The organism is Oceanobacillus sp. GQ8 (assembly GCF_059758495.1).
In genome coordinates this window covers 35,200-59,464 of record NZ_JCAXEV010000007.1, presented here as the reverse complement: position 1 = coordinate 59,464, position 24,265 = coordinate 35,200, and the positions used below count along the sequence as shown (strand labels likewise).

The window sequence follows — 24,265 nt, the reverse complement described above, 5'->3', positions numbered from 1 at the left end:
TGCTAAGTTCACATTTATTGTGTCTTAGCATTTTTTTGTATATTGTTATAATGTTAGTGGGGAACGCAAGGGTTTCTCTCTACTAATTAAGGAAAGATTATCATATATTATAAGGAGAAAGACATTGTGGGGAGGTGTGAACACTGGAATCATTTATAGAAGGAATGCTTGGGGAAGACTTCCTCCTTATTATGGCCCGTATACTGTTTGCGCTATTGTTGTCGGGATTAATTGGTTTTGAAAGAGAAATTAAAAATCACTCAGCTGGTTTTCGGACACACATTCTAGTAGGCGTTGGAGCATGTTTGATGATGCTACTATCTTTGTATGGATTTGATGTGTTTATGGAAACACATGAGAATGTACAATTTGACCCGGCGCGTATTCCTTCATATGTTATCAGTGGTATTGGGTTTTTGGGTGCCGGTACGATCATAGTATATGGAGGTACAATAAGAGGATTAACTACTGCTGCCTCTATCTGGACAGTGGCAGGTATTGGCCTAGTCGTTGGCGCTGGCATGTATGCGGCTGCTCTTTTTACAACCATTGTAATTTTGTTAAGTTTAATCTTTCTTAATAACTTTGAAAAGCTCTTTAGAAAAGGGAGTACGTCCAATCTGATTCAAATTGTTGCACTACCTGAGATAAAAGTGAATGATGTGGTATCCGTTTTTGAAAAGTTTAATTTGTCCATTAAGAATGTAGAAATTATTAAAGCAGAGCATGGTATACGGAACATCTTTATAAAAATTGATAGAAATGATCAGTTAAATAGAATTCACTTTTTTGAGGAGCTCTCTCGTATTGAGCATATAAAGAACATATCTGAAATTTGAAATTGAATAAACTTACAAAGAATCTTACAGTATTATCAAAGCTGTGAGATTTTTTGTACGCTATAAGAGAAATCAGAGGTTTCGCCCTTGTAGTTTTTGTCTAAGATAAATAGGGAAAACAATTATTTGCATCTCTTGTGATTTGTCGTATAATAAGAATATAGTCAAAGATAGTCAAAGTCAAAAGCCTTTGTTGAAAAGGAGGTGCATAGTATGAGCAATATTTCCGACATCATTGAAAATTATTTAAAACAAATTCTTCAAGACAGAGGGAAAAATGCAATTGAAATAAAACGAAGTGAAATTGCCGATCAGTTTCAATGTGTGCCCTCGCAAATAAATTATGTTATTAAAACAAGATTTACTGTGGAAAAAGGGTATATAGTAGAGAGTAAACGGGGCGGCGGAGGATATATTCGAATCATGCGTGTCATTCATCAAGACAATTCCGAACTAATCGATGAAATTATAAACATGATTAATCCAACGGTAACGCAGCAGGCAGCAATAGATGTACTTGATCGATTACTCGATGAACAGCTTATTACAACACGTGAAGCGAAGATCATGCTAAGTGCCATAGGAAGGAATACGTTAGCGTTTCAACTTCCTTTGCGAGATGAAGTGCGCGCAAGGGTCTTAACGGCCATGCTGTCCACATTGAAATACTTAAATAAGTAAGGGGGGTTTTTCATGGAATGTCAGGAATGCCATGAGCGTCCTGCTACACTGCACTTTACACAATACGTTAACGGACAAAAAAGTGAAGTTCATGTTTGTGAGGTTTGTGCAAAGGAAAAGGGATATATGAACTATCCTGAAGAAGGATATTCGTTGCATAACTTACTTTCAGGCTTAATGAATTTTGATACCTCTACGATTAAGGGACCACAGCAAAATACTTTTCAGCAGGTACAAGAATTACAGTGCCCAAAATGTGAAATGACATTTTCTGAATTCAAACAGGTGGGGAAATTCGGTTGCGCTGTATGCTATGACACGTTTTCCAGTCGCCTGGACCCTATATTCCGTCGTGTTCATGCAGGGAATACAAAGCATCAAGGTAAAATCCCCAAACGCCAAGGTGGAGACCTGCATAATAAGAAATTAATGGAAGATTACAAGTCCAAATTAAGAAGACTGATTGAAGATGAAGCCTTTGAAGAAGCTGCTGAAGTAAGAGATAAAATAAAGGCGTTGGAAAATAATACACAGGATCCGGAAGAGGGTGATCCTTCATGACACTACAAAATTTTATGAATGAAGCAATTAGTCCTTGGATGCGTGAGGAAGGACCTGACAGTGACATTGTATTAAGTAGCCGTATACGTCTGGCGCGGAATTTTGCGAATGTGTCCTATCCAATTATTGCAGACAAGGATAAATTGGAAGAGATACGTGATTTCTTTCGTGACAATTATGAGAATCAATCATTTGAGGAATATAAAGATTTCGCTTTTGTGGCGATAGATGATTTATCCCCTGTTGAGAAACGAGTACTGGTGGAGAAGCATTTAATTAGCCCCCATCTTGCGGAAAACGCAGAAATCGCTGCAGCTTTAATTTCGGAAAATGAACAGGTTTCCCTAATGGTCAATGAAGAGGACCATATTCGTATCCAGTTGTACCTCCCAGGTTTCCAACTGGAAAATGCATTGCAGAAAGCTTTTACGTTTGATGATTTCCTTGAAGAAAAAGTCAATTATGCTTTTGATGAAACGAGAGGCTACTTAACAAGCTGCCCGACAAATGTCGGCACTGGCATGCGTGCTTCTGTTATGATGCATCTGCCCGCACTGGCGATGACCAAGCAAATTAATAGGATGATTCCTGCAATTAACCAGCTCGGCCTTGTAGTTAGAGGAATCTATGGTGAGGGCAGTGAAGCAATAGGGAGCATCTTCCAAATATCTAATCAAATTACACTTGGTAAGACAGAGGAAGACATTGTCGAGGACCTCCAGAGTGTTGTAAAGCAGCTAATTGATCATGAGAGAAAAGCGCGCAGTCGAATTATGGAGCAATCGAGGACCTCATTGGAGGATCGAATTTTCCGTTCATATGGAGTATTGGAATACAGCAGAGTAATCGAATCAAAAGAAGCAGCTGTTTGTCTCTCCAATGTACGACTTGGTATTGATTTAGGATTCATTGAAAACGTATCGCGGAATATATTAAATGAACTAATGATTTTAACTCAACCAGGGTTTCTACAACAATATGCGAAGCGCACACTTACCGCCAATGAACGGGATGTACTTCGCGCTTCATTGATCCGAGAAAGACTGCAATTGGAAAAATAGTTAGGAGGAATACAATATGATGTTTGGACGATTTACAGAGAGAGCACAAAAAGTGCTTGCCTTGTCACAAGAAGAAGCGGTCCGTCTCGGGCACAACAATATTGGAACAGAGCATATCTTACTAGGGCTGGTTCGTGAAGGGGAAGGCATCGCAGCGAAAGCTTTGCAGTCCCTCGGATTGGAAGTCGCAAAGATTCAAGAAGAAGTAGAAAAACTAATTGGTGTGGGCAAACAACCAATGCAATCTATTCACTATACACCACGAGCAAAAAAGGTAGTAGAGCTGTCACAGGATGAGGCAAGAAAGCTGGGACACTCCTATGTAGGAACAGAGCATATTCTTCTCGGTCTTATTCGTGAAGGAGAGGGTGTAGCAGCCCGAGTACTTAACAATCTAGGTGTGAGCCTAAATAAAGCGAGACAACAGGTGCTTCAATTACTTGGAAGCAATGAATCTCAGGCAGGTCGCCAAGGCCGTGGGCAACAGTCTAGTGCCAATACACCGACATTAGATTCACTAGCAAGAGATCTAACAGTAAGTGCGAAGGAAGGGAATATAGACCCTGTTATCGGCCGTAGTAAAGAAATTGAACGTGTCATTCAAGTGCTTAGCCGTCGTACGAAGAACAACCCTGTTCTTATAGGTGAACCAGGTGTCGGGAAAACAGCTGTTGCGGAAGGTTTAGCACAGCAAATTATAGACAATGAGGTACCAGAAACATTACGTGATAAACGCGTTATGACCCTAGATATGGGTACAGTTGTTGCAGGTACAAAGTATCGTGGTGAGTTTGAAGATCGCCTTAAAAAGGTGATGGAAGAAATTCGCCAGGCGAACAATATTATACTTTTCATCGATGAATTACACACCCTAATCGGTGCTGGTGGTGCAGAAGGGGCGATCGATGCCTCCAATATTCTGAAACCATCCCTAGCACGTGGTGAACTGCAATGTATTGGTGCCACAACGATGGATGAGTATCGTAAATACATTGAAAAAGATGCAGCCCTTGAGCGTCGTTTCCAACCAATCCAAGTGGATGAACCAACATTGGATGAGACGATTCAAATTTTGAGTGGCTTGCGTGATAGATATGAAGCACATCACAGGGTAACGATAACGGACGAAGCGATTGAGGCAGCAGCAAATCTTTCTGACCGTTATATTACGGACCGCTTTTTACCTGATAAAGCAATTGATTTAATTGATGAGGCTGGTTCCAAGGTACGCTTGCGTTCCTACACCGTTCCACCAAATCTAAAAGATCTTGAACAAAAGCTAGAAGAAGTACGTAAAGAAAAAGACGCAGCTGTTCAAAGCCAGGAATTTGAAAAGGCAGCTTCTTTACGAGATTCTGAGCAACGCCTACGGGAAGAGCTAGATGAAACGAAAAACCAATGGAAAGAAAAGCAGGGACAAACAGATTCTGAAGTAACAGTAGAAGACATTGCCAGTGTCGTTTCCATCTGGACTGGAGTGCCCGTTTCCAGACTAACGAAGGATGAGAGTGACCGTCTGTTAAACATGGAAGATACCTTACACAAACGCGTGATTGGCCAGGAGGAAGCAGTAAATGCTATCTCCAAGGCAATTCGCAGAGCGCGTGCTGGATTGAAAGATCCGAAGCGACCAATTGGTTCCTTTATCTTCTTAGGACCAACAGGGGTTGGGAAAACGGAGCTTGCCCGTGCGCTAGCTGAGACCATGTTTGCTGATGAGGATGCTATGATTCGAATTGATATGTCCGAGTATATGGAGAAGCATTCCACCTCAAGGCTTGTTGGGTCACCTCCAGGTTATGTGGGATATGATGAAGGTGGACAGTTAACCGAAAAAGTCCGCAGAAAACCTTACTCTGTTGTTCTGCTTGATGAAGTGGAAAAAGCACATCCAGAAGTATTTAACATTCTATTACAAGTCCTTGAAGATGGAAGGTTAACCGATTCTAAAGGACGTTTAGTAGACTTCCGTAATACGGTGCTCATTATGACATCCAATGTAGGAGCAAGCGAGCTGAAACGGAGTAAAAACCTTGGCTTTACCCTTGGGGAAGAAGGCCAGGACTACAAAGATATGAAGGCAAAAGTAACAGAGGAAATGAAGAAAGCCTTCCGTCCGGAGTTTCTTAACCGTATTGATGAAATGATTGTCTTCCATTCTCTTGAGAAGAAGCATATGAAAGATATTGTTACCTTAATGGTCAATCAACTACAAAGTAGACTAAAAGAGCAAGATATCAATTTCTCTCTTACTGATAAGGCAGTAGAAAAAATTGCGAATGAAGGATTTGATCCAGAATACGGTGCCAGACCGCTAAGACGTTCCATTCAAAAAAATATAGAAGACCTCTTATCTGAGGAGTTATTGAAGGGGACCATAGAAAAAGGTCAAAAAATAAAAATAGGGCTGAACAGTAAAGGGGAATACACCTTACTGCCATAAATTAGTCGTATGAGACATGGTAAAAGCAGTTTGCTAACTTAGCATGGCCTATGGAAAGAGCTAGAAGATTAACAAGACATCTTCTAGCTCTTTTCACAAGGCTTTTTTTAATCTGAAGCCAACATGAGGGGTGTTTACCCAATGCGCTACATTATTTGTAGGACTTAGTTAGTAGTTTTCCTTCCCAGTCTATAGCTAAATGTGGCATGAATATGGTAATTTTTAATTGAATTGATAGGAATCTGTAACTTTATAACGGTTCAAAACGTATATAATAGAAACAAAGAAGGGAATAAAGAGATGGCAAAACGAAAAACAAAATTTGTATGTCAAGAATGTGGATATGAATCTGCCAGATGGATGGGCAAGTGCCCTGGCTGTAACAATTGGAACACACTTGTAGAAGAAATAGAAGCATCTGGTTCAGCAGGAAAGCATACATTCAATATAGGGTCCAAATCAGCAGGTAAGCCAGAAAAGATAACAGCAATCGAATCACAAAAAGAGCCAAGGATCACAACGGCGATGAAAGAATTTAACCGTGTGCTTGGTGGAGGTATTGTACCAGGATCTCTTGTTCTAATTGGAGGAGACCCAGGTATTGGGAAGTCAACCTTACTATTGCAAATTGCTTCCCAACTTGCAGATAAACAATTAAATGTGCTTTATATCTCTGGAGAGGAGTCTACACGTCAGACTAAGCTGCGTGCAGATCGACTCGGGGTAACATCAGACTTATTATATGTATTATCCGAGACAAATTTATTTGATATAGCAAAACAGATTGAAGAAATAAAACCATCGTTTGTCGTGGTAGACTCCATTCAAACGATATTTCGTGAAGAGATTTCAAGTGCCCCGGGGAGTGTCTCCCAGGTTAGGGAGTCTACGAGCGAATTAATGAAACTAGCAAAATCCAACGGTATCCCTATCTTTATTGTAGGACATGTTACGAAAGAAGGATCCATTGCCGGCCCTCGACTTTTAGAACACATGGTAGATGCCGTCTTGTATTTCGAGGGCGAACGACATCATACCTATCGCATTTTACGTGGCGTGAAAAACAGGTTCGGTAGCACCAATGAAATGGGTATTTTTGAAATGAAGGAACAAGGACTTCGTGAAGTAATGAACCCTTCCGAAATTTTTCTAGAGGAGCGGTCACAGGGAGCAGCAGGTTCAACAGTCGTCGCTTCCATGGAAGGAACAAGACCAGTACTTGTGGAAATTCAGGCACTTATATCTCCTTCAAGTTTCGGAAACCCTCGGCGTATGGCAACAGGCGTTGATAACAATCGTGTGCCATTATTAATGGCAGTATTAGAAAAACGCGTTGGCCTTATGTTGCAAAACCAGGATGCTTATATAAAAGTTGCAGGCGGAGTTAAGCTTGATGAACCAGCAATTGATCTAGCAATTGCGGTAAGTATAGCCTCAAGTTTCCGCGATCAACCAACAAAAGGTGAAGATATATTTGTGGGAGAGGTCGGTTTAACGGGAGAGATTAGAAGAGTCTCCCGCATAGAGCAACGGGTACAGGAAGCAGCAAAGCTGGGTTTTAAACGGGTTATTTGTCCTAAGAAAAACCTGGATGGCTGGACTGCACCAAAAGGGATAGAAGTAATTGGTGTTGATACTGTACAAGAAGCGCTTAAGGTAGGGCTAGGTCAATAGAGTACCATTAAAATTGAAAACTAGTAAAAAAGGTTTGAAATAGAATTAGGAGTATGGTACCATTATACGTTTAACAAATTGATTATCACAAAAAAATATGCTATGATAACTGCCATAAACTGTATTTGCTTAATTACTAGATGCTTCTTAGACTTAAACTTTCTAACGCAGTGTACCGGTGTTCGGCAATAAATGGTAGTAAGCTTTTTTTCTTATATAACGGTTAGAATTAATGAAAAAGGTAATAATAAGGGTTAGGAGGTGACAGTGGTGCTCAAAAGAATTGTTCATTTGTTTTTTATTGTATTGGGTGGAACCATTGGATATTTGTATATACCAGTAATTATAAATTTATTAGATTTTACGGATGCTAGTTGGGTAGCATCGCCCTACTTAGGTACGGTTATAGGAGCCATTATTCTATTTTTCCTTTCCTACTGGTTGGGAGATTACATTGTCGGGTTTTTGAAATGGGTAGAAGAGTCTCTCATTAAATTGCCGGCAGGAGATTTATTCTTTGGAAGTGTTGGCTTAATCGTTGGGTTAGTGATCGCATACTTTATTAGTGCTCCGTTACAGGATATTAACATTGAAGTAGTCTCACAGGTTTTACCGCTATTTATTATGATTCTTCTAGGCTACTTTGGATTCCAGGTTGGTTTTAGACGGAGAGAAGAGTTTGTTAATCTCATGAACATTAATAAAAGAGAACGTGATAAGCGGAAAACACCTGATGAAGAACTGCTTGCTAACAATCATCCCAAACCTAAAATTCTGGATACAAGCGTCATCATTGATGGACGTGTTGCTGACATATGTCAGACGAAGTTTTTGGAAGGCACAATTGTTATTCCGCAATTTGTGCTTGGTGAGCTTCAACATATAGCTGATTCCTCGGATGTCTTAAAACGCAATAGAGGACGACGTGGCTTGGATGTACTAAATCGCATTCAAAAAGAGCTTCCTGTAGAGGTGCAAATTTACGAGGGAGACTTTGAAGAAATACAAGAAGTAGACAGTAAGCTGATTAAGCTTGCTAAGGTGATGGATGGTATTGTCGTAACAAACGATTTTAATTTGAATAAAGTTTGTGATCTGCAGAGCGTTGCCGTTCTGAATATCAATGACCTTGCCAATGCCGTAAAGCCGGTTGTTCTACCTGGTGAAGAATTAGTAGTACAAGTGATTAAGGATGGTAAAGAACATAATCAAGGGGTTGCTTACCTTGATGATGGGACGATGATTGTAGTAGAAGAGGGCAGGGATTATATCGGAAAAACGATAGAAGTGCTGATAACCAGTGTCCTGCAGACATCAGCCGGTCGCATGATCTTTGCGAAACCAAAATTACTTGAAAAAGCTTTATAAAAAGGGTATAACTAGTAAAGTGATAACAGAAATTGTTATCACTTTTTGATATACTTAGGAAAAGTGTTTAGAAGTTATGGGATTGGAAGAAACTAATACTTACCAATACAGCCATTTAATAGCTTTTAATTAATACGATAACATACACACTAAAAAGGAATAATTAGGGGGCACTTATGATGACAAATCAAGTTCGTGTTCGATATGCACCAAGTCCAACTGGCCATTTGCATATTGGAAATGCGCGTACCGCATTATTTAACTATCTATATGCCAAACACTTTGATGGGAAGTTTATTATTAGAATTGAAGATACAGATGATAAACGAAACGTAGAAGGTGGAGAAGAAAGTCAGCTTGAGTTTCTAAAATGGCTTGGCATTGAATGGGATGAAGGAGCGGATATTGGTGGAAACTATGGTCCGTATCGCCAGACTGAGCGCCTTGACCTTTATAATAAATATGTGAAAGAGCTTCTTGAAAAAGACCTTGCCTATAAATGTTATATGACAGAAGATGAGCTCGAAGCAGAGCGTGAAGAACAACGGGCCAATGGACAGGTTCCGAAATATGCCGGTAAACATAGCAACCTAACCCCAGAACAAATAGAGCAATTTGAAAAAGAGGGACGGAAGCCGAGCATTCGCATGCGTGTTCCAGCTGGGAAAACATACACTTTTAAGGATCTAGTTCGAGATAATATTACGTTTGAATCAGAAGATTTTGGTGACTGGGTTATCGTGAAGAAAAACGGCATCCCTACGTATAATTTCGCTGTTGCGATTGATGATCACTTAATGGAAATTTCTCATGTGTTGCGCGGTGAAGAGCATATCTCTAACACACCAAAACAGATGATGGTATATGACGCATTTGGTTGGGAGCCGCCAACATTTGGACATATGACTTTAATCTTGAATGAAGAGCGGAAAAAGCTTAGTAAACGGGACGAGCATATCCTGCAGTTTATTGAACAATACCGCAACCTGGGATACCTTCCAGAAGCATTGTTTAACTTTATTACATTGCTTGGATGGTCACCTGTTGGTGAGGAAGAAATATTTGATAAGCAAACATTAATCGAAATCTTTGATCCAGAGCGTTTATCTACTTCTGCTGCGATCTTTGATCGTCATAAACTGAAATGGATGAACAATGAATATATCAAAGCAATGGATCTGGATAAGGTAATCGACCTAGCGATGCCACAGCTAATCAAAGCGGGTAAACTCCCAGAGGATATGGATCAACAGAAGCGGGAATGGGCTGAAGCTGTCATCTCCCTATATCGTGAGCAATTACGTTTCGGTGCTGAAATTGTTGAGCTTACTGAGCTATTCTTCAATGAATCACTGAATTATGATGAAGGAGCAATGGATGTTCTTCAAGAAGAGCAGGTACCGGAAGTATTACAGGTTTTTGCAGACAAGCTTATTCATTTGGATAGTTTTAACAAGGACGATATAAAAGCCCAAATTAAAGCGACCCAAAAGGAAACAGGCCATCGTGGTAAAAAGTTATTTATGCCAATTCGCGTAGCTACTACTGGTCAGACACATGGTCCAGAGCTTCCAATGGCTATTGAACTGCTTGGCAAAGAAGTTATTTTGCAACGATTGGATAAAGTTCTTAAACAATTAGGAGCGTAATGATTCACAACTTTAGGCAAATATAATATAGTATAGAATAAGTATTACAGATTTAATTATCTTGGGGGAAGAGACAATGTAAGCGGCGTTTAGCTCATTTTGCTAATACCTAGCTGTGCTACGTTGCTTCAACGTTTATTGTCCTTTCTGCTTATTCATATAGAACGTTGAAGAGGGAAAGTAAAAAACAAGCTGCTTATCCAGAGAGAACCACCTTGGCTGTGAGTGGTTTTGGGCGTTGTTTTTGAAGTGCTCCTCGGAGTCCGTTATGGAATATAAGTACATAACGGCGGTACTCTCCCGTTACGAGAGATTTGAGTTGGGAGGATCTTTCCTCCAAACAGAGTGGGACCGCGCTAAAGCGTCTCTGTGTATACATGCACAGGGGCGCTTTTTTTACGTTGAAAACGTATTTTATTGCACGTTAAGAATCAGCAAGGAAGCAAAGTCGACGCAGTGAAAATTTTGAAGTTCCAGGTATAAGAAAAACTTTCACATTGGCTAAAGGACGAGCGAATGCGAGTTTTTCTAATGAAGGCATGACACGAATTGGCAAAGGAGGTTCGGCTTACTTGGGGATGTTTAAACGGATGAAGGAAGATATGGATGTTGTGTTTGAACAAGATCCGGCTGCACGTAGCTATATAGAGGTGCTTTTAACCTACTCAGGCTTACATGCCGTTTGGGCACATCGCATCGCACATGCTTTTTATAAGCGAAAGCTATATTTTATTGCGCGGGTTATCTCGCAGGTGGCAAGGTTTTTAACAGGTATAGAAATACACCCTGCGGCCAATATTGGCAGACGACTATTTATTGACCATGGTATGGGTGTTGTTATCGGGGAAACCTGTGATATTGGAGATAATGTGACCATCTTTCAAGGCGTAACCCTAGGAGGGACTGGCAAGGAAAAGGGGAAGCGACATCCCACATTAAAAGATCATGCCCTTATTGCAACAGGGGCTAAGGTTCTTGGATCGATTACCATTGGGGAAAGTGCAAAGGTAGGTGCTGGTTCTGTGGTCCTGATAGATGTCCCAGATCATGCAACCGTTGTTGGAATCCCAGGTAAAATAGTAAAACAAAATGGGGAGAAAGTAAGTAGAGAGCTTGATCATAATAACTTACCGGACCCTGTACAGGATCGCTGTCAGCACTTACAGGGGCAAATAGATGCACTGAAACTCGAATTAGCTCAATTGAAGGAAGGGAATAGCAATGGCGATAAAAATTTATAATACACTTACACGACAAAAAGAAGAATTTAAACCTTTAGAAGAAGGAAAGGTCAGCATGTATGTCTGCGGGCCAACTGTCTATAACTACATTCATATTGGAAACGCCCGTCCGGCAATTGTGTTTGATACGGTGAGGAGATATTTTGAATACGAAGGCTTTAAAGTCGACTATGTACTTAATTTTACGGATGTAGATGATAAAATCATCAAAACAGCTAAGGAACTAGGGGAAGAGGTACCATCCATTGCTGACCGCTTTATCAATGCGTACCTTGAGGATGTTGGCGCATTAGGTGTGAAAGAAGCTACCCATAATCCAAGGGTAATGGAGACAATGGACGATATCATTGCATTTATTCAGGTGCTTATAGATAAAGGGTATGCCTATGTGGTAGATGGCGATGTGTATTTCAAACCTCGTGCATTTGATGGCTACGGAAAGCTATCGCATCAATCAATTGATGAGCTCCGTTCCGGGGCAAGAATTCAAATTGGCGAGAAGAAAGAGGATCCGCTTGATTTCGCTCTTTGGAAAAGTGCCAAGGAGGATGAAATTGCCTGGGAAACGCCATGGGGGAAAGGTAGACCAGGCTGGCATATTGAATGCTCGGCAATGGTTAAGAAATACCTTGGGGATACGATCGACATTCATGCTGGTGGGCAGGACCTTGCTTTTCCACACCATGAAAATGAAATAGCACAATCAGAAGCTATGACAGGTAAATCCTTTGCAAGATACTGGATGCATAATGGATATATTAATATTGAAAACGAAAAAATGTCTAAATCACTTGGGAATTTTGTTCTGACAAGGGATTTGATTAATCACCATGATCCCCAGGTACTTCGCTTCTTTATGCTAAGTGTGCATTATCGTAATCCGATTAATTTTACAGAAGAGCTTTTAGAAAGCGCCAAAAACAGTATGGAACGTATTAAGACTTCCTACTTTAATCTTGAGCATCGAAAAGCTTCTAGTATGAATTTGGATAATAATACAGAATGGCTAAAGCAGATCCAAGAACATAAAAAAGCCTTTGAGCAATCTATGGAGGACGACTTTAATACAGCAAATGCCATTTCCGTGTTATTTGATTTAGCAAAAGATGCGAATGTTTATTTGGAATCTAAGCAAACGTCCACTCATGTTATTGAAGCATTCCAAGAGGCGATTGCATCCTTGCTAAAGGTACTTGGGATAGAGCTGAACGAGGAAGCTGGTTTATTAGATGAAGAAGTAGACTCTTTAATCCAGGAAAGAAATGAAGCCAGAAAAAACCGTAACTTTGCAAGAGCTGATGAAATTAGAGACAATTTGAAGGAACAGAATATTATTCTTGAAGATACACCACAAGGAGTACGCTGGAAGAGGGGTTAACAATGGAGCGGAATGTAAAGCAAATGAAAAGTCTGGCTCTTGCCTATATGGGGGATGCGATCTATGAAGTTTATGTACGTGAGCATCTCCTAGATTCCGGCCAGGTGAAACCACATCAGCTCCATCAGCGGGCAATACGGTTTGTCTCTGGAAAAGCGCAAGCAAATATAATCTTGAATTGGCTTGAGGTAAAGCATTTAACGGAAGAAGAGGAAAAAATCGTAGCCCGAGGGCGGAATGCCAAGTCGGGCACGATTCCTAAAAATATAAGTGTACAAACCTATCGTTACAGTACAGCATTTGAAGCGTTAATTGGCTATCATTACTTAATGAAAAATGAAGCAAGATTACAAGAGCTCTTGCAGGAGGCGATTGAATGGACAGAAGCGAGGATGGAGTAAAAGTGGATCAAGAAATGATTATTGGGAAAAACCCTGTAATGGAAGCATTAAAGTCAGGGAGATCGGTTAATAAAGTGATGGTTTCAGAGCAATTAAACAGCAACATGCTAGGGAAACTCAATCAAGCAGCAAAAGAAGCGGGAACTGTCGTGCAGAAGGTACCAAGGAACAAATTGGATCAGCTATCTAAGGAGAACCACCAGGGTGTTATTGCGTATGTTGCCTCATACCAGTACGCCTCATTGGATGACTTATTTAATAAGGCGGAAGAAAAGCAGGAAGCCCCGTTCTTCATCATTTTAGATGAGTTGGAAGACCCGCATAACCTCGGTTCTATCCTCCGGACGGCAGATGCAGTGGGCGTGCACGGTGTCATTATTCCAAAACGGCGATCAGTAGGGTTAACGGCAACTGTAGCAAAAACGTCAGCTGGTGCGATAGAGCATATACCAGTTGCGCGTGTGACGAATATTGCTAACACAATCGATGAACTGAAAGAACGGAATGTATGGGTGGTCGGAACAGAAGCGGAAGCAACCGAAGATTATCGTCACTTAGATGGGGCTATGCCAATTGCTCTTGTGATTGGGAATGAAGGAAAAGGAATAAGTCGCTTAGTTCGTAAAAAATGTGATTGGACTGTGAGCCTGCCGATGGTTGGAGCAGTTTCCTCCCTGAATGCTTCGGTAGCATGTGGCCTGTTGCTATATGAGGTATTCCGTAAAAGACACCCGGCTGGTGGTTAAGAATGATCGTTCTTGTGGTAGATGGGTATAATATCATTGGCGACTGGGAGGAACTGAAGCAGCTCAAGGAGAAAGAAATTGGACAAGCCCGAGATAGGCTCATTGAACTAATGGCTGAATATCAAGCCTATTCAGGGCATCGGGTTATCGTGGTATTTGACGCTTATTATGTTAGAGGGATCACAAGTAAAACCAAAACATTTAAAGTTGAAGTGATCTATACAAAGGAAAAAGAAACAGCAGACGAATGTATCGAAAAGTTGGTAAAGACGTTAAAGAATGTACAAACACAGGTCTATGTCGCTACATCTGATTATGCTGAACAACGGACAATTTTTGGACAAGGTGCACTTAGAAAGTCCGCAAGAGAATTACAAATTGAATTAAAAAATATTGAACGAGATATTGAAGCGACAATTGAGCAGCACAAAAAAGTGCAGTCTAAAAGTAAAATTGTTCTGAACGAAGAAATCATGGAAAAATTCGAGAAGTGGAGAAGAGGCGGCTTTTAAAGCCGTCTTTTTTGATTGCCGGCTTAGAGGGAGCGGTCAAATCAACCGGAAGAGCGCGCCATTCGATCAAAAGAGCAGTCCAATCAACCAAAAGACCGTCCTAATCACCCTTTCGTTACGATTTTATTTTAAGAAGCTTCTAAATTCTTCCTGCCTTGTATTGACTAAGATAAAACGCTTCCTGTATACTATTCATAATAGTAACGGAAATAGCGCGGTTAGGAAATCCAACAAGTAATAGCCCTTACATTGTTGCAATGGATTAGCAATTGTTTCAAACCGCTATACTCTCGTTATAGTGACTGCGTTGTAGTCAGGGGGTCAAACTTGGTGAATGTCAAGCCATTACAGACAGATACAGTGAACTTTCAAACGCTTGATGACGATGAGGTACTACAATTAGTGCATGCCGGAGATAGTCATGCGCTTGATTTCCTAATTCATAAATATCGTAATTTTGTACGTGCTAAAGCGCGCACCTATTTCTTAATTGGCGCGGATAAAGAGGATATTATTCAGGAAGGAATGATTGGCCTTTACAAAGCGATTCGTGACTTCGATGGGGACAAGCTATCTTCCTTTAAAGCTTTTGCTGAGCTATGTGTTACAAGACAAATCATTACGGCTATAAAAACAGCGACAAGGCAAAAGCATATCCCGCTCAACTCCTATGTGTCGTTGGACAAGCCAATGTACGATGAGGAGTCCGAACGAACGCTACTCGATGTAATAGCAGGTTCCAAGGCAATTGATCCACAGGAAATGCTTTTGCACAGAGAAAAGTTCGGCGACATGGAACTGAAATTATCTGAATTATTAAGCGAGTTAGAAAAGAAAGTGCTTCATCTTTACCTTGATGGTTGCACTTATCAGGAGATCTCCGGTAAGTTGAATCGGCACGTGAAATCAATTGATAACGCGCTCCAGCGGGTGAAGAAAAAATTAGAGCAATTACTAGAAGCAAACGACGTCTCCTACTAAGGGCGCGTTGACACAAAGCTATAACCATGCTACATTATTAGTATATTTTGTACCTTTGTAAAAGATGACGCTTTGTGATGGGACAACCTCACATATGGGGTGAATAGATGAATAAAAAGATAACGTTGGCGTGTGCAGTTTGTCTAAGTAGAAATTATTCAACAAATAAAAACGCATCCACAAATGCAGATCGCTTAGAAGTGCGTAAATACTGCAAAACATGTGGGAAGCATACGTTGCACCGAGAAACAAAATAAATAAATGTTTATCAGCATATTGGAGATTCCGGTAAACGATGGGGGTTACAAGCATGTTTAAGTTTTTGCGAAATGTTTCTAGAGAAATGAAGAAAGTCAGCTGGCCGAAAGGAAAAGAACTAACAAGTTACACCATAACGGTTATTTCTACGGTAGCCTTTGTGGCAGTGTTTTTCTTTCTGATTGACCTTGGAATAACTCAAATTTTGAATCTGCTATAATATTTGTTGAATAATTACAATATAATTATGCTATAATGGAAATTAATAGTACATTTCAGGAAACCCGTCTCAACGGGTTTTTTAAATTGTCTTAAAAAGTAGCACAAACATAAAGTGAAACTTCAATCGGTGGAGGCTTTCGTTCTTCGCCCACTGATTGATAGTTGAACGAATCGGGGTGTTAGCGTCCGTTTCCGCCCACTTAAACGTTACGGTTTCATTTCATGTTTTAAAGTGGGAGTTTTACGGACGGTTACACCGGGATAAATTCGACATCTATAACTTTTAAATAAAGGGAGGGAAGGACAAGCAATATTGTCCTGTGAAAATGGAGAAAAATTGGTATGTGGTTCATACGTACTCTGGTTATGAAAATAAAGTAAAAATGAACTTAGAAAAGCGTGTAGAGACAATGGGTATGGAAGACAAGATTTTCCGTGTCATTGTTCCTGAAGATGAAGAAACCGAAATCAAAAACGGGAAAAAGAAAGTAACGAAGAAAAAATTCTTCCCTGGCTATGTTCTAACTGAAATGGTTATGACGGACGACTCTTGGTATGTTGTTCGAAATACACCTGGGGTTACAGGATTTATTGGGTCTAGTGGGGGCGGAACGAAGCCAACACCACTATTACCAGACGAAGTGGAAACCGTGCTAAAACGTATGGGTGTGGCAGAGTCTGTTGTACAAGTAGACTTTGACTTGAAAGAAAATGTCCGCGTAACCGACGGACCGTTTACAGACTTTACTGGTTCAATTGAACATATCGACATCGATAAACAAAAGGTCAAAGTACATGTTAATATGTTTGGCAGGGAAACACCTGTAGAATTAGATTTTTCACAGGTCGAAAAACTATCCTAGAGTCTGTTTTGGTAGAAATAATAAGACAAGACCTTGCAATATTTTTAAATTCATGCTAAAATTCTTTTGTTATTCATGCACTCTAAATCGAGAGCAATGGAAAATAGGAGTGGGAGGGGAAAATCCCCTATTACCACATCACGGACTTTAAGGAGGTGTGTCTCGTGGCTAAAAAAGTAATCAAGCTAGTAAAGCTACAAATTCCAGCTGGGAAAGCGAATCCGGCACCACCAGTAGGACCTGCACTAGGTCAAGCGGGTGTTAATATCATGGGATTCTGTAAAGAATTCAACGCACGTACTCAAGATCAAGCGGGTATGATTATCCCTGTTGAAATCACGGTTTTCGAAGACCGTTCATTTACATTTATTACGAAAACTCCACCAGCAGCAGTGTTGTTGAAAAAAGCAGCAGGTATTGAAACTGCTTCAGGTGAGCCGAACCGTAATAAAGTCGCTACTGTTAAACGCGATAAAGTAAAAGAAATCGCAGAAACAAAAATGCCTGATTTAAACGCCGCTGATGTTGAAGCAGCGATGCGCATGGTTGAAGGAACTGCGCGCAGCATGGGTATTACAATCGAGGACTAATTAGCGGAAGTGCCCGTTAAACGGTTCTTTTTAAGAACAAATACGGTACAGGTTGCGAATAGTATGCCATACTCGCAACCTTTTTCGTGAATGTGACCCATCTTGAGGGGTGGGCTCACAGCTTTACAGAAGCGAGTCGGCTTTTGTAAGTGGGAGGTATTACCGTTATAACCACAATAGAGGAGGAAATAAAATGGCTAAAAAAGGTAAAAAGCATCAAGAAGCTGCAAAGCTTGTTGATCGTTCAAAATCATACGAAGTAGCAGAAGCAGTTTCTCTTGTGAAAGAGGTAGCTAAAGCTAACTTTGACGAAACAGTAGAAGCCGCTTTCCGTTTGGGAGTAGACCCTAAGAAAGCAGACCAGCAAATCCGTGGAGCAATGGTACTTCCACATGGTACTGGTAAAACACAACGTGTATTAGTTTTCGCAAAAGGCGAAAAAGCAAAAGAGGCAGAAGCAGCTGGAGCTGACTATGTTGGAGAATCTGATTACATCAATAAAATCAACCAAGGTTGGTTCGAGTTTGACGTAATCGTTGCTACTCCAGACATGATGGCTGAAGTTGGTAAACTTGGTCGCGTATTGGGACCAAAAGGCTTAATGCCAAACCCGAAAACTGGAACTGTAACGTTTGAAGTTGAAAAAGCAGTGAAGGATATCAAAGCAGGTAAAGTAGAATACCGCGTTGATAAACAATCTAACATCCACGTTCCAATCGGAAAAATCTCTTTTGACAACGATAAATTAATCGAAAACTTCGTGGCTCTTACAGAACAGCTTGTAAAAGTTAAACCACAGGCTGCTAAAGGAACTTATATGAAGAATGCTTCTATAGCTTCTACAATGGGTCCTGGAGTTAAAGTAGATGTAACAACTTACACTCGTCGTTAATTAGTGGTTGACTCTCGGGGAAACCTGAGGTATACTAAGAGGCGTTGAATAAAAGAATACGTTGTACCGTAGACAGTAGGGGCGGATCCATCCGCTTAATATCCTGCCGAGGTGTTTATAAAACAGATCGATGAATCCTTATGATTATCGTATGTTATAGTAAGCTCCCGTGTCTGCGCGGGAGCTTCTTTTGTTTATAAAACAAGAACAATAAGAAGTTGCGCTTCTCTGGTTAATACCAGTTGGCCTGTTCTTATTGGCTCTGTGCAGATTCGGTTTCCTTTTTACGGTATGATCAATTGTCAAACAGGAGGTGGAAGAATGTCCGGTATTATTGAGCAAAAGAAACAAGTTGTAGATGAAATCACTGAAAAATTCCGTGCAAGCCAAACTTCTGTAGTTGTAGACTACCGCGGTCTTGATGTTGCGGAAGTTACAGAATTACGTAAACAACTACGTGAAGCTGGAATTGATTTCAAAGTATACAAAAACTCAATGGCTCGCCGTGCTGTTGAAGCTGCTGAGTTAAATGATCTAAGCGATGTGTTGGTTGGACCAACTGCTTTAGCTTTCAGTAACGATGATGTAGTAGCGCCAGCAAGAATTCTTAACGATTTCGCTAAAAAACACGAAGCGTTGGAAATTAAAGGTGGAGTAATTGAAGGGAAAGTTGCAACCCTTGATCAAATCAAAGAGCTTGCAGATCTTCCGAATTACGAAGGCATGGTTTCTATGCTGCTTAGCGTGCTTACAGCACCAGTACGAAACTTCGCATACGCTACAAAAGCTATCGCGGAGCAAAAAGAAGAACAAGGCGCATAATCTGTGCCTAGCAGGATAAAAAAATTACATTTAAAATAGGAGGCAATTTTATCATGACTAAAGAACAAATCATTGATGCGATTAAAGAAATGTCAGTTCTAGATCTTAATGACCTAGTTAAAGCAATTGAAGAAGAATTTGGTGTAACAGCTGCAGCGCCAGTAGCAGTAGCAGGTGGAGCAGGAGCTGGAGAAGCTGCTGAAGAGCAAACAGAATTTGATGTAGTACTTGAAAGTGCTGGAGCATCTAAAATCAAAGTTGTTAAAGCAGTACGTGAAATCACTGGTCTTGGTCTTAAAGACGCAAAAGATCTAGTTGATAACGCACCAAAAGCTATCAAAGAAGCTGTATCTAAAGATGAAGCTGAAGAAGTTAAAGGCAAGCTAGAAGAAGCAGGCGCTTCTGTAGCAGTTAAGTAATTTCCATAATGGGAGCTCGTCGTATTTCATGCGACGGGCTCTCTATGTATAAACCCTTATCGATAGCAATCCAGCTATTCGTATCTTCGCAAAACTATTAAAAAGTAGGTGCCAAATGTCTGAGCATTACTTCTCACAACAACCTCATTCTAAACGTTCACCAAAGACATGGAGTTATACATTACGCGGGACATCCTACACCTTTACTAGCGATGTCGGGGTATTTTCAAAAAATGATGTTGATTTTGGATCCAGATTGCTTATTGAGCAATTCACGGAGCCGAAAGTAGACGGAGATATGCTGGATATGGGGTGTGGTTATGGCCCGATCGGCATTACGCTGGCAGACGAATTCGCTGAACGCCATGTATTCATGGCAGATGTGAATGAACGAGCAGTGGAGCTTGCCAAAAAAAACGCACAATTAAACCATGTATCCAATACAACAGTGTTCCAAAGTGATCTCTTTGCAAAAGTAACCAAGAGAGACTTTGCTGCGATATTAACAAACCCTCCAATAAGAGCTGGAAAAAAAGTGGTCCACCAATTGTTTGAAGAAGCCCGTGCCGCTTTAGCTGAGGGCGGGGAGCTCTGGATTGTGATTCAGAAAAAGCAAGGTGCCCCATCAGCCATCAAAAAGTTGGAAACATTGTTTGGAGAAGTAGAAACGATGGCGAAAGATAAAGGCTATTTTATATTGCGGGCTATTAATGTTTGACCGCTCTATTTTGTTATGTTAAGATAGGAAAATGCTAACATGGGGGTTCTTCTGTCAAGAAGTATTTTCATAAAAATTGAAACGTATATTTTATAAGTCTTCGGGGACACTTGTAAAATCGGGTAAAATAAGAGACGGTTTTTTTAATAAAAAGCCTTTTTTCTATTTTTATTTTGCGTTTCTCTAGCATTTTTTACGTATTATTCTACTTGTAATCACTCCGAATTACAAGTTGTTCAGTATGTTTACTGGGCATTTTATGTTTGTTTGCTAGAACCGGAAAGCAGGCTATTTTAGTATGTTTTCCTAAATATAATAACCCATTCCGAGTAGAGAAATCTATAAAGAATGCATGATTTAAGGGGTGAAGCAGTTGACAGGTCAACTAGTTCAGTATGGACGGCACCGCCAACGCAGGAGCTATGCGCGCATTAGTGAGGTATTAGAGTTGCCAAACCTAATCGAGATTCAAACCGCTTCTTATGAGTGGTTCTTAGAAGAAGGTTTGCGGGAAATGTTTAGAGACATCTCTCCTATTGAAGATTTTACAGGTAATTTATCACTAGAGTTTGTGGATTACAGTCTCAGTGAGCCAAAATATCCTGTAGATGAATCAAAAGAAAGAGACGTTACGTACAATGCTCCGCTTCGCGTGAAGGTCCGTTTGATTAATAATGAGACCGGTGAAGTAAAAGAGCAGGAAGTATTTATGGGTGATTTCCCATTAATGACAGATACAGGTACTTTCGTAATTAATGGTGCGGAACGAGTAATTGTTTCCCAGCTCGTACGTTCACCAAGTGTCTACTATAATGAAAAGATAGACAAAAACGGTAAAAGGGGTGTAGCTGCTACGGTTATTCCCAATAGGGGAGCTTGGCTAGAGTTTGAAACAGATGCCAAGGACGTTGCCTATGTTCGTATCGACCGTACACGTAAGTTGCCGATCACGGTGCTTCTTCGTGCCCTTGGTTTTGGTACAGATCAGGAAATCATTGATCTTCTTGGTGATAATGAGTACCTTAAAAACACTCTTGAAAAAGATAATACAGAAACCACGGAAAAAGCGCTACTGGAAATTTATGAGCGTCTTCGTCCTGGTGAGCCACCGACAGTTGAAAATGCTAAAAGTCTATTAGTATCACGTTTCTTTGATCCTAAGAGATATGATTTAGCTCATGTTGGGCGCTATAAAATGAATAAAAAATTACACATAAAAAACCGCCTATTCAACCAAGTGTTGGCTGAAACGGTAGTGGATCAGGAAACTGGTGAAGTTCTTGCAGAGAAAGGCGACAAGCTAGAACGTAAACTATTAAATAAACTAATCCCTTATCTTGATAAAGCGGAAGAGAAGCTTGGCGAAATTACAAGCGAGCCAAAAGATGGCGTTCTTGAAGAAGATATTACGTTACAATCCATTAAAATCGTAGATCCAACAGACCCTAGTGGTGAAAGAGTGCTTAACGTAATCGGAAATGCTGATGTGGATACTAGCGTGAAGAACATTACACCTGCTGATATCCTTTCATCAATCAGTTACTTCTTTAACCTATTACACCGAGTGGGGGACACAGATGATATTGACCATCTAGGTAATCGTCGTTTGCGTTCAGTTGGTGAATTGTTGCAAAACCAATTCCGTATTGGTTTGTCACGTATGGAGCGTGTCGTGCGTGAGAGAATGTCCATTCAGGATACTTCTAGCATTACACCACAACAATTAATCAATATTCGTCCGGTTATTGCGTCTATTAAAGAATTCTTTGGTAGCTCACAGTTATCCCAGTTTATGGACCAGACGAATCCGCTAGCAGAGTTGACGCATAAACGTCGTCTATCTGCACTTGGACCAGGTGGATTGACACGTGAGCGTGCTGGATTTGAAGTACGTGACGTTCACTATTCCCACTATGGTCGTATGTGTCCGATTGAAACACCAGAGGGTCCAAACATCGGTTTGATTAACTCTCTGTCCAGTTATGCAAAAGTGAACAAGTTCGGCTTTATCGAAACACCTTATCGTCGGGTAGATCCAGAAACAGGTAAGGTTACAGCGCAGATTGATTATCTGACAGCAGATGAAGAAGATAATTACGTTGTTGCACAGGCAAATGCGAAATTAGGCGATGAAGGTAACTTTGTTGACGAAGAAGTAATTGCTCGTTTCCGCGGGGAGAACACCATTGTTCCACGTGATCAAATTGATTACATGGACGTATCTCCGAAACAGGTTGTATCGGCTGCGACAGCATGTATTCCTTTCTTGGAGAATGATGACTCCAACCGTGCACTAATGGGCGCGAACATGCAACGTCAGGCTGTTCCTTTGATGAACCCGGAAGCACCGATTGTTGGTACTGGTATGGAATATGTAGATGGTAAAGACTCTGGTGCCGCTATTATTTGTCGCCATGAAGGAATCGTGGAACGCGTAGAAGCGAAAGAAATCTACGTACGTCGTATTTCTGAAGTGGATGGTAAAGAAGTAGAAGGTGACGTAGATCGTTACAAGCTACAGAAGTACATTCGTTCCAACCAAGGAACTTGTTACAACCAACGCCCGATCGTAAGTGGAGGCGACCGAGTAACAAAAGGTGAAATCTTAGCTGATGGTCCATCCATGGAAAATGGAGAACTGGCGCTAGGGCGTAATGTTCTTGTAGGATTTATGACCTGGGAAGGTTATAACTATGAGGATGCTATCATCATGAGTGAGAGACTTGTAAAAGACGATGTTTATACTTCTATTCACATCGAAGAATATGAGTCTGAAGCACGTGATACAAAGCTTGGACCAGAAGAAATTACAAGAGATATCCCGAACGTTGGGGAAGATGCATTGAAAAACCTTAATGAGCATGGAATTATCCGTATTGGTGCTGAGGTAACAGACGGTGACATTCTTGTAGGGAAAGTAACGCCAAAAGGAGTTACAGAACTATCCGCTGAAGAGCGTTTGCTACATGCTATCTTCGGTGAAAAAGCTCGTGAAGTTAGAGATACATCCTTACGTGTACCACATGGTGCTGGTGGAATTGTTCATGATGTTAAAATCTTCAACCGTGAAGATGGAGACGAACTGCCACCAGGTGTAAATCAACTTGTTCGTGCATATATCGTCCAAAAACGTAAAATTCATGAGGGCGATAAAATGGCAGGACGTCATGGTAACAAAGGTGTAATTTCTAAAATTTTACCTGAAGAAGATATGCCGTTCATGCCGGATGGCACACCAATTGATATCATGCTTAACCCATTAGGGGTACCATCACGTATGAATATCGGACAGGTGTTTGAATTACATCTAGGAATGGCTGCAAGACAGCTTGGACTACATGTTGCATCACCAGTATTTGATGGCGCTACAGAAGAAGATGTATGGGAAACACTTGAAGAAGCGGGAATGCCTCGTGACGCGAAAACCGTTCTTTATGATGGTAGAAGCGGTGAGCCATTTGATAACCGTGTGTCTGTTGGTGTCATGTACATGATCAAACTTGCTCACATGGTTGATGATAAATTACACGCCCGTTCAACAGGTCCTTATTCACTTGTAACGCAGCAACCACTAGGTGGTAAAGCACAGTTCGGTGGACAGCGTTTCGGTGAGATGGAGGTTTGGGCACTTGAAGCATATGGTGCTGCATATACACTACAGGAAATATTAACTGTTAAATCAGATGATATTGTCGGTCGTGTGAAAACTTATGAGTCCATTGTTAAAGGTGACAACGTCCCTGAACCAGGCGTTCCAGAATCTTTCAAAGTATTAATCAAAGAACTTCAAAGTCTAGGAATGGATGTTAAAATGCTTTCCAGCGATGAAGAGGAAATTGATATGCGCGAATTGGAAGAAGAGGAAACACAACAGGCAAGTAAGCTAAATTTAGAAGTAGAAGGTAACTAAAAGTTGGATGGCAGGTTCCTATAGGGTTAGGAACCT

General features: G+C 40.7%; 23 protein-coding genes and 2 other annotated features. All 23 genes read left to right on the top strand.

What is annotated here, in order from left to right:
• Window positions 1-191: 191 nt before the first annotated feature.
• The 23 genes from AC6CHS_RS19160 (at window position 192) to rpoB (ending at window position 24,229) form a co-directional block, all read left to right on the top strand.
• Window positions 192-839, top strand: coding sequence for an MgtC/SapB family protein (locus AC6CHS_RS19160; protein WP_238591030.1), 648 nt, complete (start codon window positions 192-194; stop codon window positions 837-839).
• Window positions 840-1,052: 213 nt separating this feature from the next.
• Window positions 1,053-1,520, top strand: coding sequence for a CtsR family transcriptional regulator (locus AC6CHS_RS19155; protein WP_106895401.1), 468 nt, complete (start codon window positions 1,053-1,055; stop codon window positions 1,518-1,520).
• A 12-nt stretch (window positions 1,521-1,532) separates the two neighbouring features.
• Window positions 1,533-2,081 carry a protein-arginine kinase activator protein McsA gene (mcsA, locus tag AC6CHS_RS19150; RefSeq protein WP_498238268.1) on the top strand — a complete coding sequence of 183 codons (549 nt, stop codon included), beginning with the start codon at window positions 1,533-1,535 and terminating at the stop codon, window positions 2,079-2,081.
• On the top strand, window positions 2,078-3,142 hold the full coding sequence (gene mcsB, locus AC6CHS_RS19145) for a protein-arginine kinase McsB (protein WP_498238267.1): 1,065 nt from the start codon (window positions 2,078-2,080) through the stop codon (window positions 3,140-3,142). The genes mcsA and mcsB overlap by 4 nt, the downstream gene beginning before the upstream one ends.
• 16 nt (window positions 3,143-3,158) lie before the next feature.
• Window positions 3,159-5,585 (top strand): ATP-dependent protease ATP-binding subunit ClpC, encoded by a 2,427-nt coding sequence (gene clpC, locus AC6CHS_RS19140; RefSeq protein ID WP_498238266.1) that lies wholly within the window; start codon window positions 3,159-3,161, stop codon window positions 5,583-5,585.
• 300 nt (window positions 5,586-5,885) lie between these two features.
• Window positions 5,886-7,259 (top strand): DNA repair protein RadA, encoded by a 1,374-nt coding sequence (gene radA / locus AC6CHS_RS19135; RefSeq protein ID WP_498238265.1) that lies wholly within the window; start codon window positions 5,886-5,888, stop codon window positions 7,257-7,259.
• Window positions 7,260-7,529: 270 nt separating this feature from the next.
• The gene (locus AC6CHS_RS19130; protein ID WP_036578701.1) at window positions 7,530-8,627 is read left to right on the top strand and encodes a PIN/TRAM domain-containing protein; all 1,098 of its coding nucleotides are present in this window, start codon (window positions 7,530-7,532) and stop codon (window positions 8,625-8,627) included.
• A gap of 179 nt (window positions 8,628-8,806) precedes the next feature.
• The gene (gltX, locus tag AC6CHS_RS19125) at window positions 8,807-10,276 is read left to right on the top strand and encodes a glutamate--tRNA ligase (RefSeq protein WP_498238264.1); all 1,470 of its coding nucleotides are present in this window, start codon (window positions 8,807-8,809) and stop codon (window positions 10,274-10,276) included.
• A 158-nt stretch (window positions 10,277-10,434) separates the two neighbouring features.
• Window positions 10,435-10,648 (top strand) — a binding site (T-box leader).
• Between the two features lie 206 nt (window positions 10,649-10,854).
• Window positions 10,855-11,517: a serine O-acetyltransferase gene (gene cysE / locus AC6CHS_RS19120; protein ID WP_106898441.1), complete on the top strand. Its 663-nt coding sequence runs from the start codon at window positions 10,855-10,857 to the stop codon at window positions 11,515-11,517.
• Window positions 11,498-12,895: a cysteine--tRNA ligase gene (gene cysS / locus AC6CHS_RS19115; RefSeq protein WP_498238263.1), complete on the top strand. Its 1,398-nt coding sequence runs from the start codon at window positions 11,498-11,500 to the stop codon at window positions 12,893-12,895. Before cysE ends, cysS begins: the two co-directional genes overlap by 20 nt.
• A 2-nt stretch (window positions 12,896-12,897) precedes the next feature.
• Window positions 12,898-13,296 carry a Mini-ribonuclease 3 gene (locus AC6CHS_RS19110; RefSeq protein WP_498238262.1) on the top strand — a complete coding sequence of 133 codons (399 nt, stop codon included), beginning with the start codon at window positions 12,898-12,900 and terminating at the stop codon, window positions 13,294-13,296.
• A 2-nt stretch (window positions 13,297-13,298) separates the two neighbouring features.
• Window positions 13,299-14,042, top strand: coding sequence for a 23S rRNA (guanosine(2251)-2'-O)-methyltransferase RlmB (rlmB, locus tag AC6CHS_RS19105; protein ID WP_119578409.1), 744 nt, complete (start codon window positions 13,299-13,301; stop codon window positions 14,040-14,042).
• 2 nt (window positions 14,043-14,044) lie between these two features.
• Window positions 14,045-14,554, top strand: a complete 510-nt coding sequence (locus AC6CHS_RS19100) for an NYN domain-containing protein (RefSeq protein WP_106895410.1) — start codon at window positions 14,045-14,047, stop codon at window positions 14,552-14,554.
• 330 nt (window positions 14,555-14,884) lie between these two features.
• Window positions 14,885-15,535 (top strand): RNA polymerase sporulation sigma factor SigH, encoded by a 651-nt coding sequence (gene sigH, locus AC6CHS_RS19095; RefSeq protein ID WP_119578411.1) that lies wholly within the window; start codon window positions 14,885-14,887, stop codon window positions 15,533-15,535.
• 107 nt (window positions 15,536-15,642) lie between these two features.
• Complete coding sequence (gene rpmG / locus AC6CHS_RS19090) at window positions 15,643-15,792, top strand: 50S ribosomal protein L33 (RefSeq protein WP_498238261.1); 150 nt, start codon at window positions 15,643-15,645, stop codon at window positions 15,790-15,792.
• A 53-nt stretch (window positions 15,793-15,845) separates the two neighbouring features.
• Window positions 15,846-16,013: a preprotein translocase subunit SecE gene (secE, locus tag AC6CHS_RS19085; RefSeq protein WP_036578693.1), complete on the top strand. Its 168-nt coding sequence runs from the start codon at window positions 15,846-15,848 to the stop codon at window positions 16,011-16,013.
• A gap of 328 nt (window positions 16,014-16,341) precedes the next feature.
• Window positions 16,342-16,878, top strand: a complete 537-nt coding sequence (gene nusG, locus AC6CHS_RS19080; RefSeq protein ID WP_036578692.1) for a transcription termination/antitermination protein NusG — start codon at window positions 16,342-16,344, stop codon at window positions 16,876-16,878.
• Window positions 16,879-17,042: 164 nt separating this feature from the next.
• A complete protein-coding gene (gene rplK / locus AC6CHS_RS19075) occupies window positions 17,043-17,468 on the top strand; it encodes a 50S ribosomal protein L11 (protein ID WP_019375547.1) in 426 nt (141 codons plus the stop codon).
• Window positions 17,469-17,661: 193 nt separating this feature from the next.
• Window positions 17,662-18,360, top strand: coding sequence for a 50S ribosomal protein L1 (gene rplA / locus AC6CHS_RS19070; protein WP_036578691.1), 699 nt, complete (start codon window positions 17,662-17,664; stop codon window positions 18,358-18,360).
• 48 nt (window positions 18,361-18,408) lie between these two features.
• Window positions 18,409-18,560 (top strand) — a sequence feature (ribosomal protein L10 leader region).
• 121 nt (window positions 18,561-18,681) lie between these two features.
• The gene (rplJ, locus tag AC6CHS_RS19065) at window positions 18,682-19,182 is read left to right on the top strand and encodes a 50S ribosomal protein L10 (RefSeq protein WP_058950408.1); all 501 of its coding nucleotides are present in this window, start codon (window positions 18,682-18,684) and stop codon (window positions 19,180-19,182) included.
• Between the two features lie 53 nt (window positions 19,183-19,235).
• Complete coding sequence (gene rplL / locus AC6CHS_RS19060) at window positions 19,236-19,601, top strand: 50S ribosomal protein L7/L12 (RefSeq protein ID WP_106895415.1); 366 nt, start codon at window positions 19,236-19,238, stop codon at window positions 19,599-19,601.
• Window positions 19,602-19,716: 115 nt separating this feature from the next.
• On the top strand, window positions 19,717-20,319 hold the full coding sequence (locus tag AC6CHS_RS19055; protein ID WP_498238260.1) for a class I SAM-dependent methyltransferase: 603 nt from the start codon (window positions 19,717-19,719) through the stop codon (window positions 20,317-20,319).
• 373 nt (window positions 20,320-20,692) lie between these two features.
• Window positions 20,693-24,229, top strand: coding sequence for a DNA-directed RNA polymerase subunit beta (gene rpoB / locus AC6CHS_RS19050; RefSeq protein ID WP_498238259.1), 3,537 nt, complete (start codon window positions 20,693-20,695; stop codon window positions 24,227-24,229).
• Window positions 24,230-24,265 lie beyond the last annotated feature (36 nt).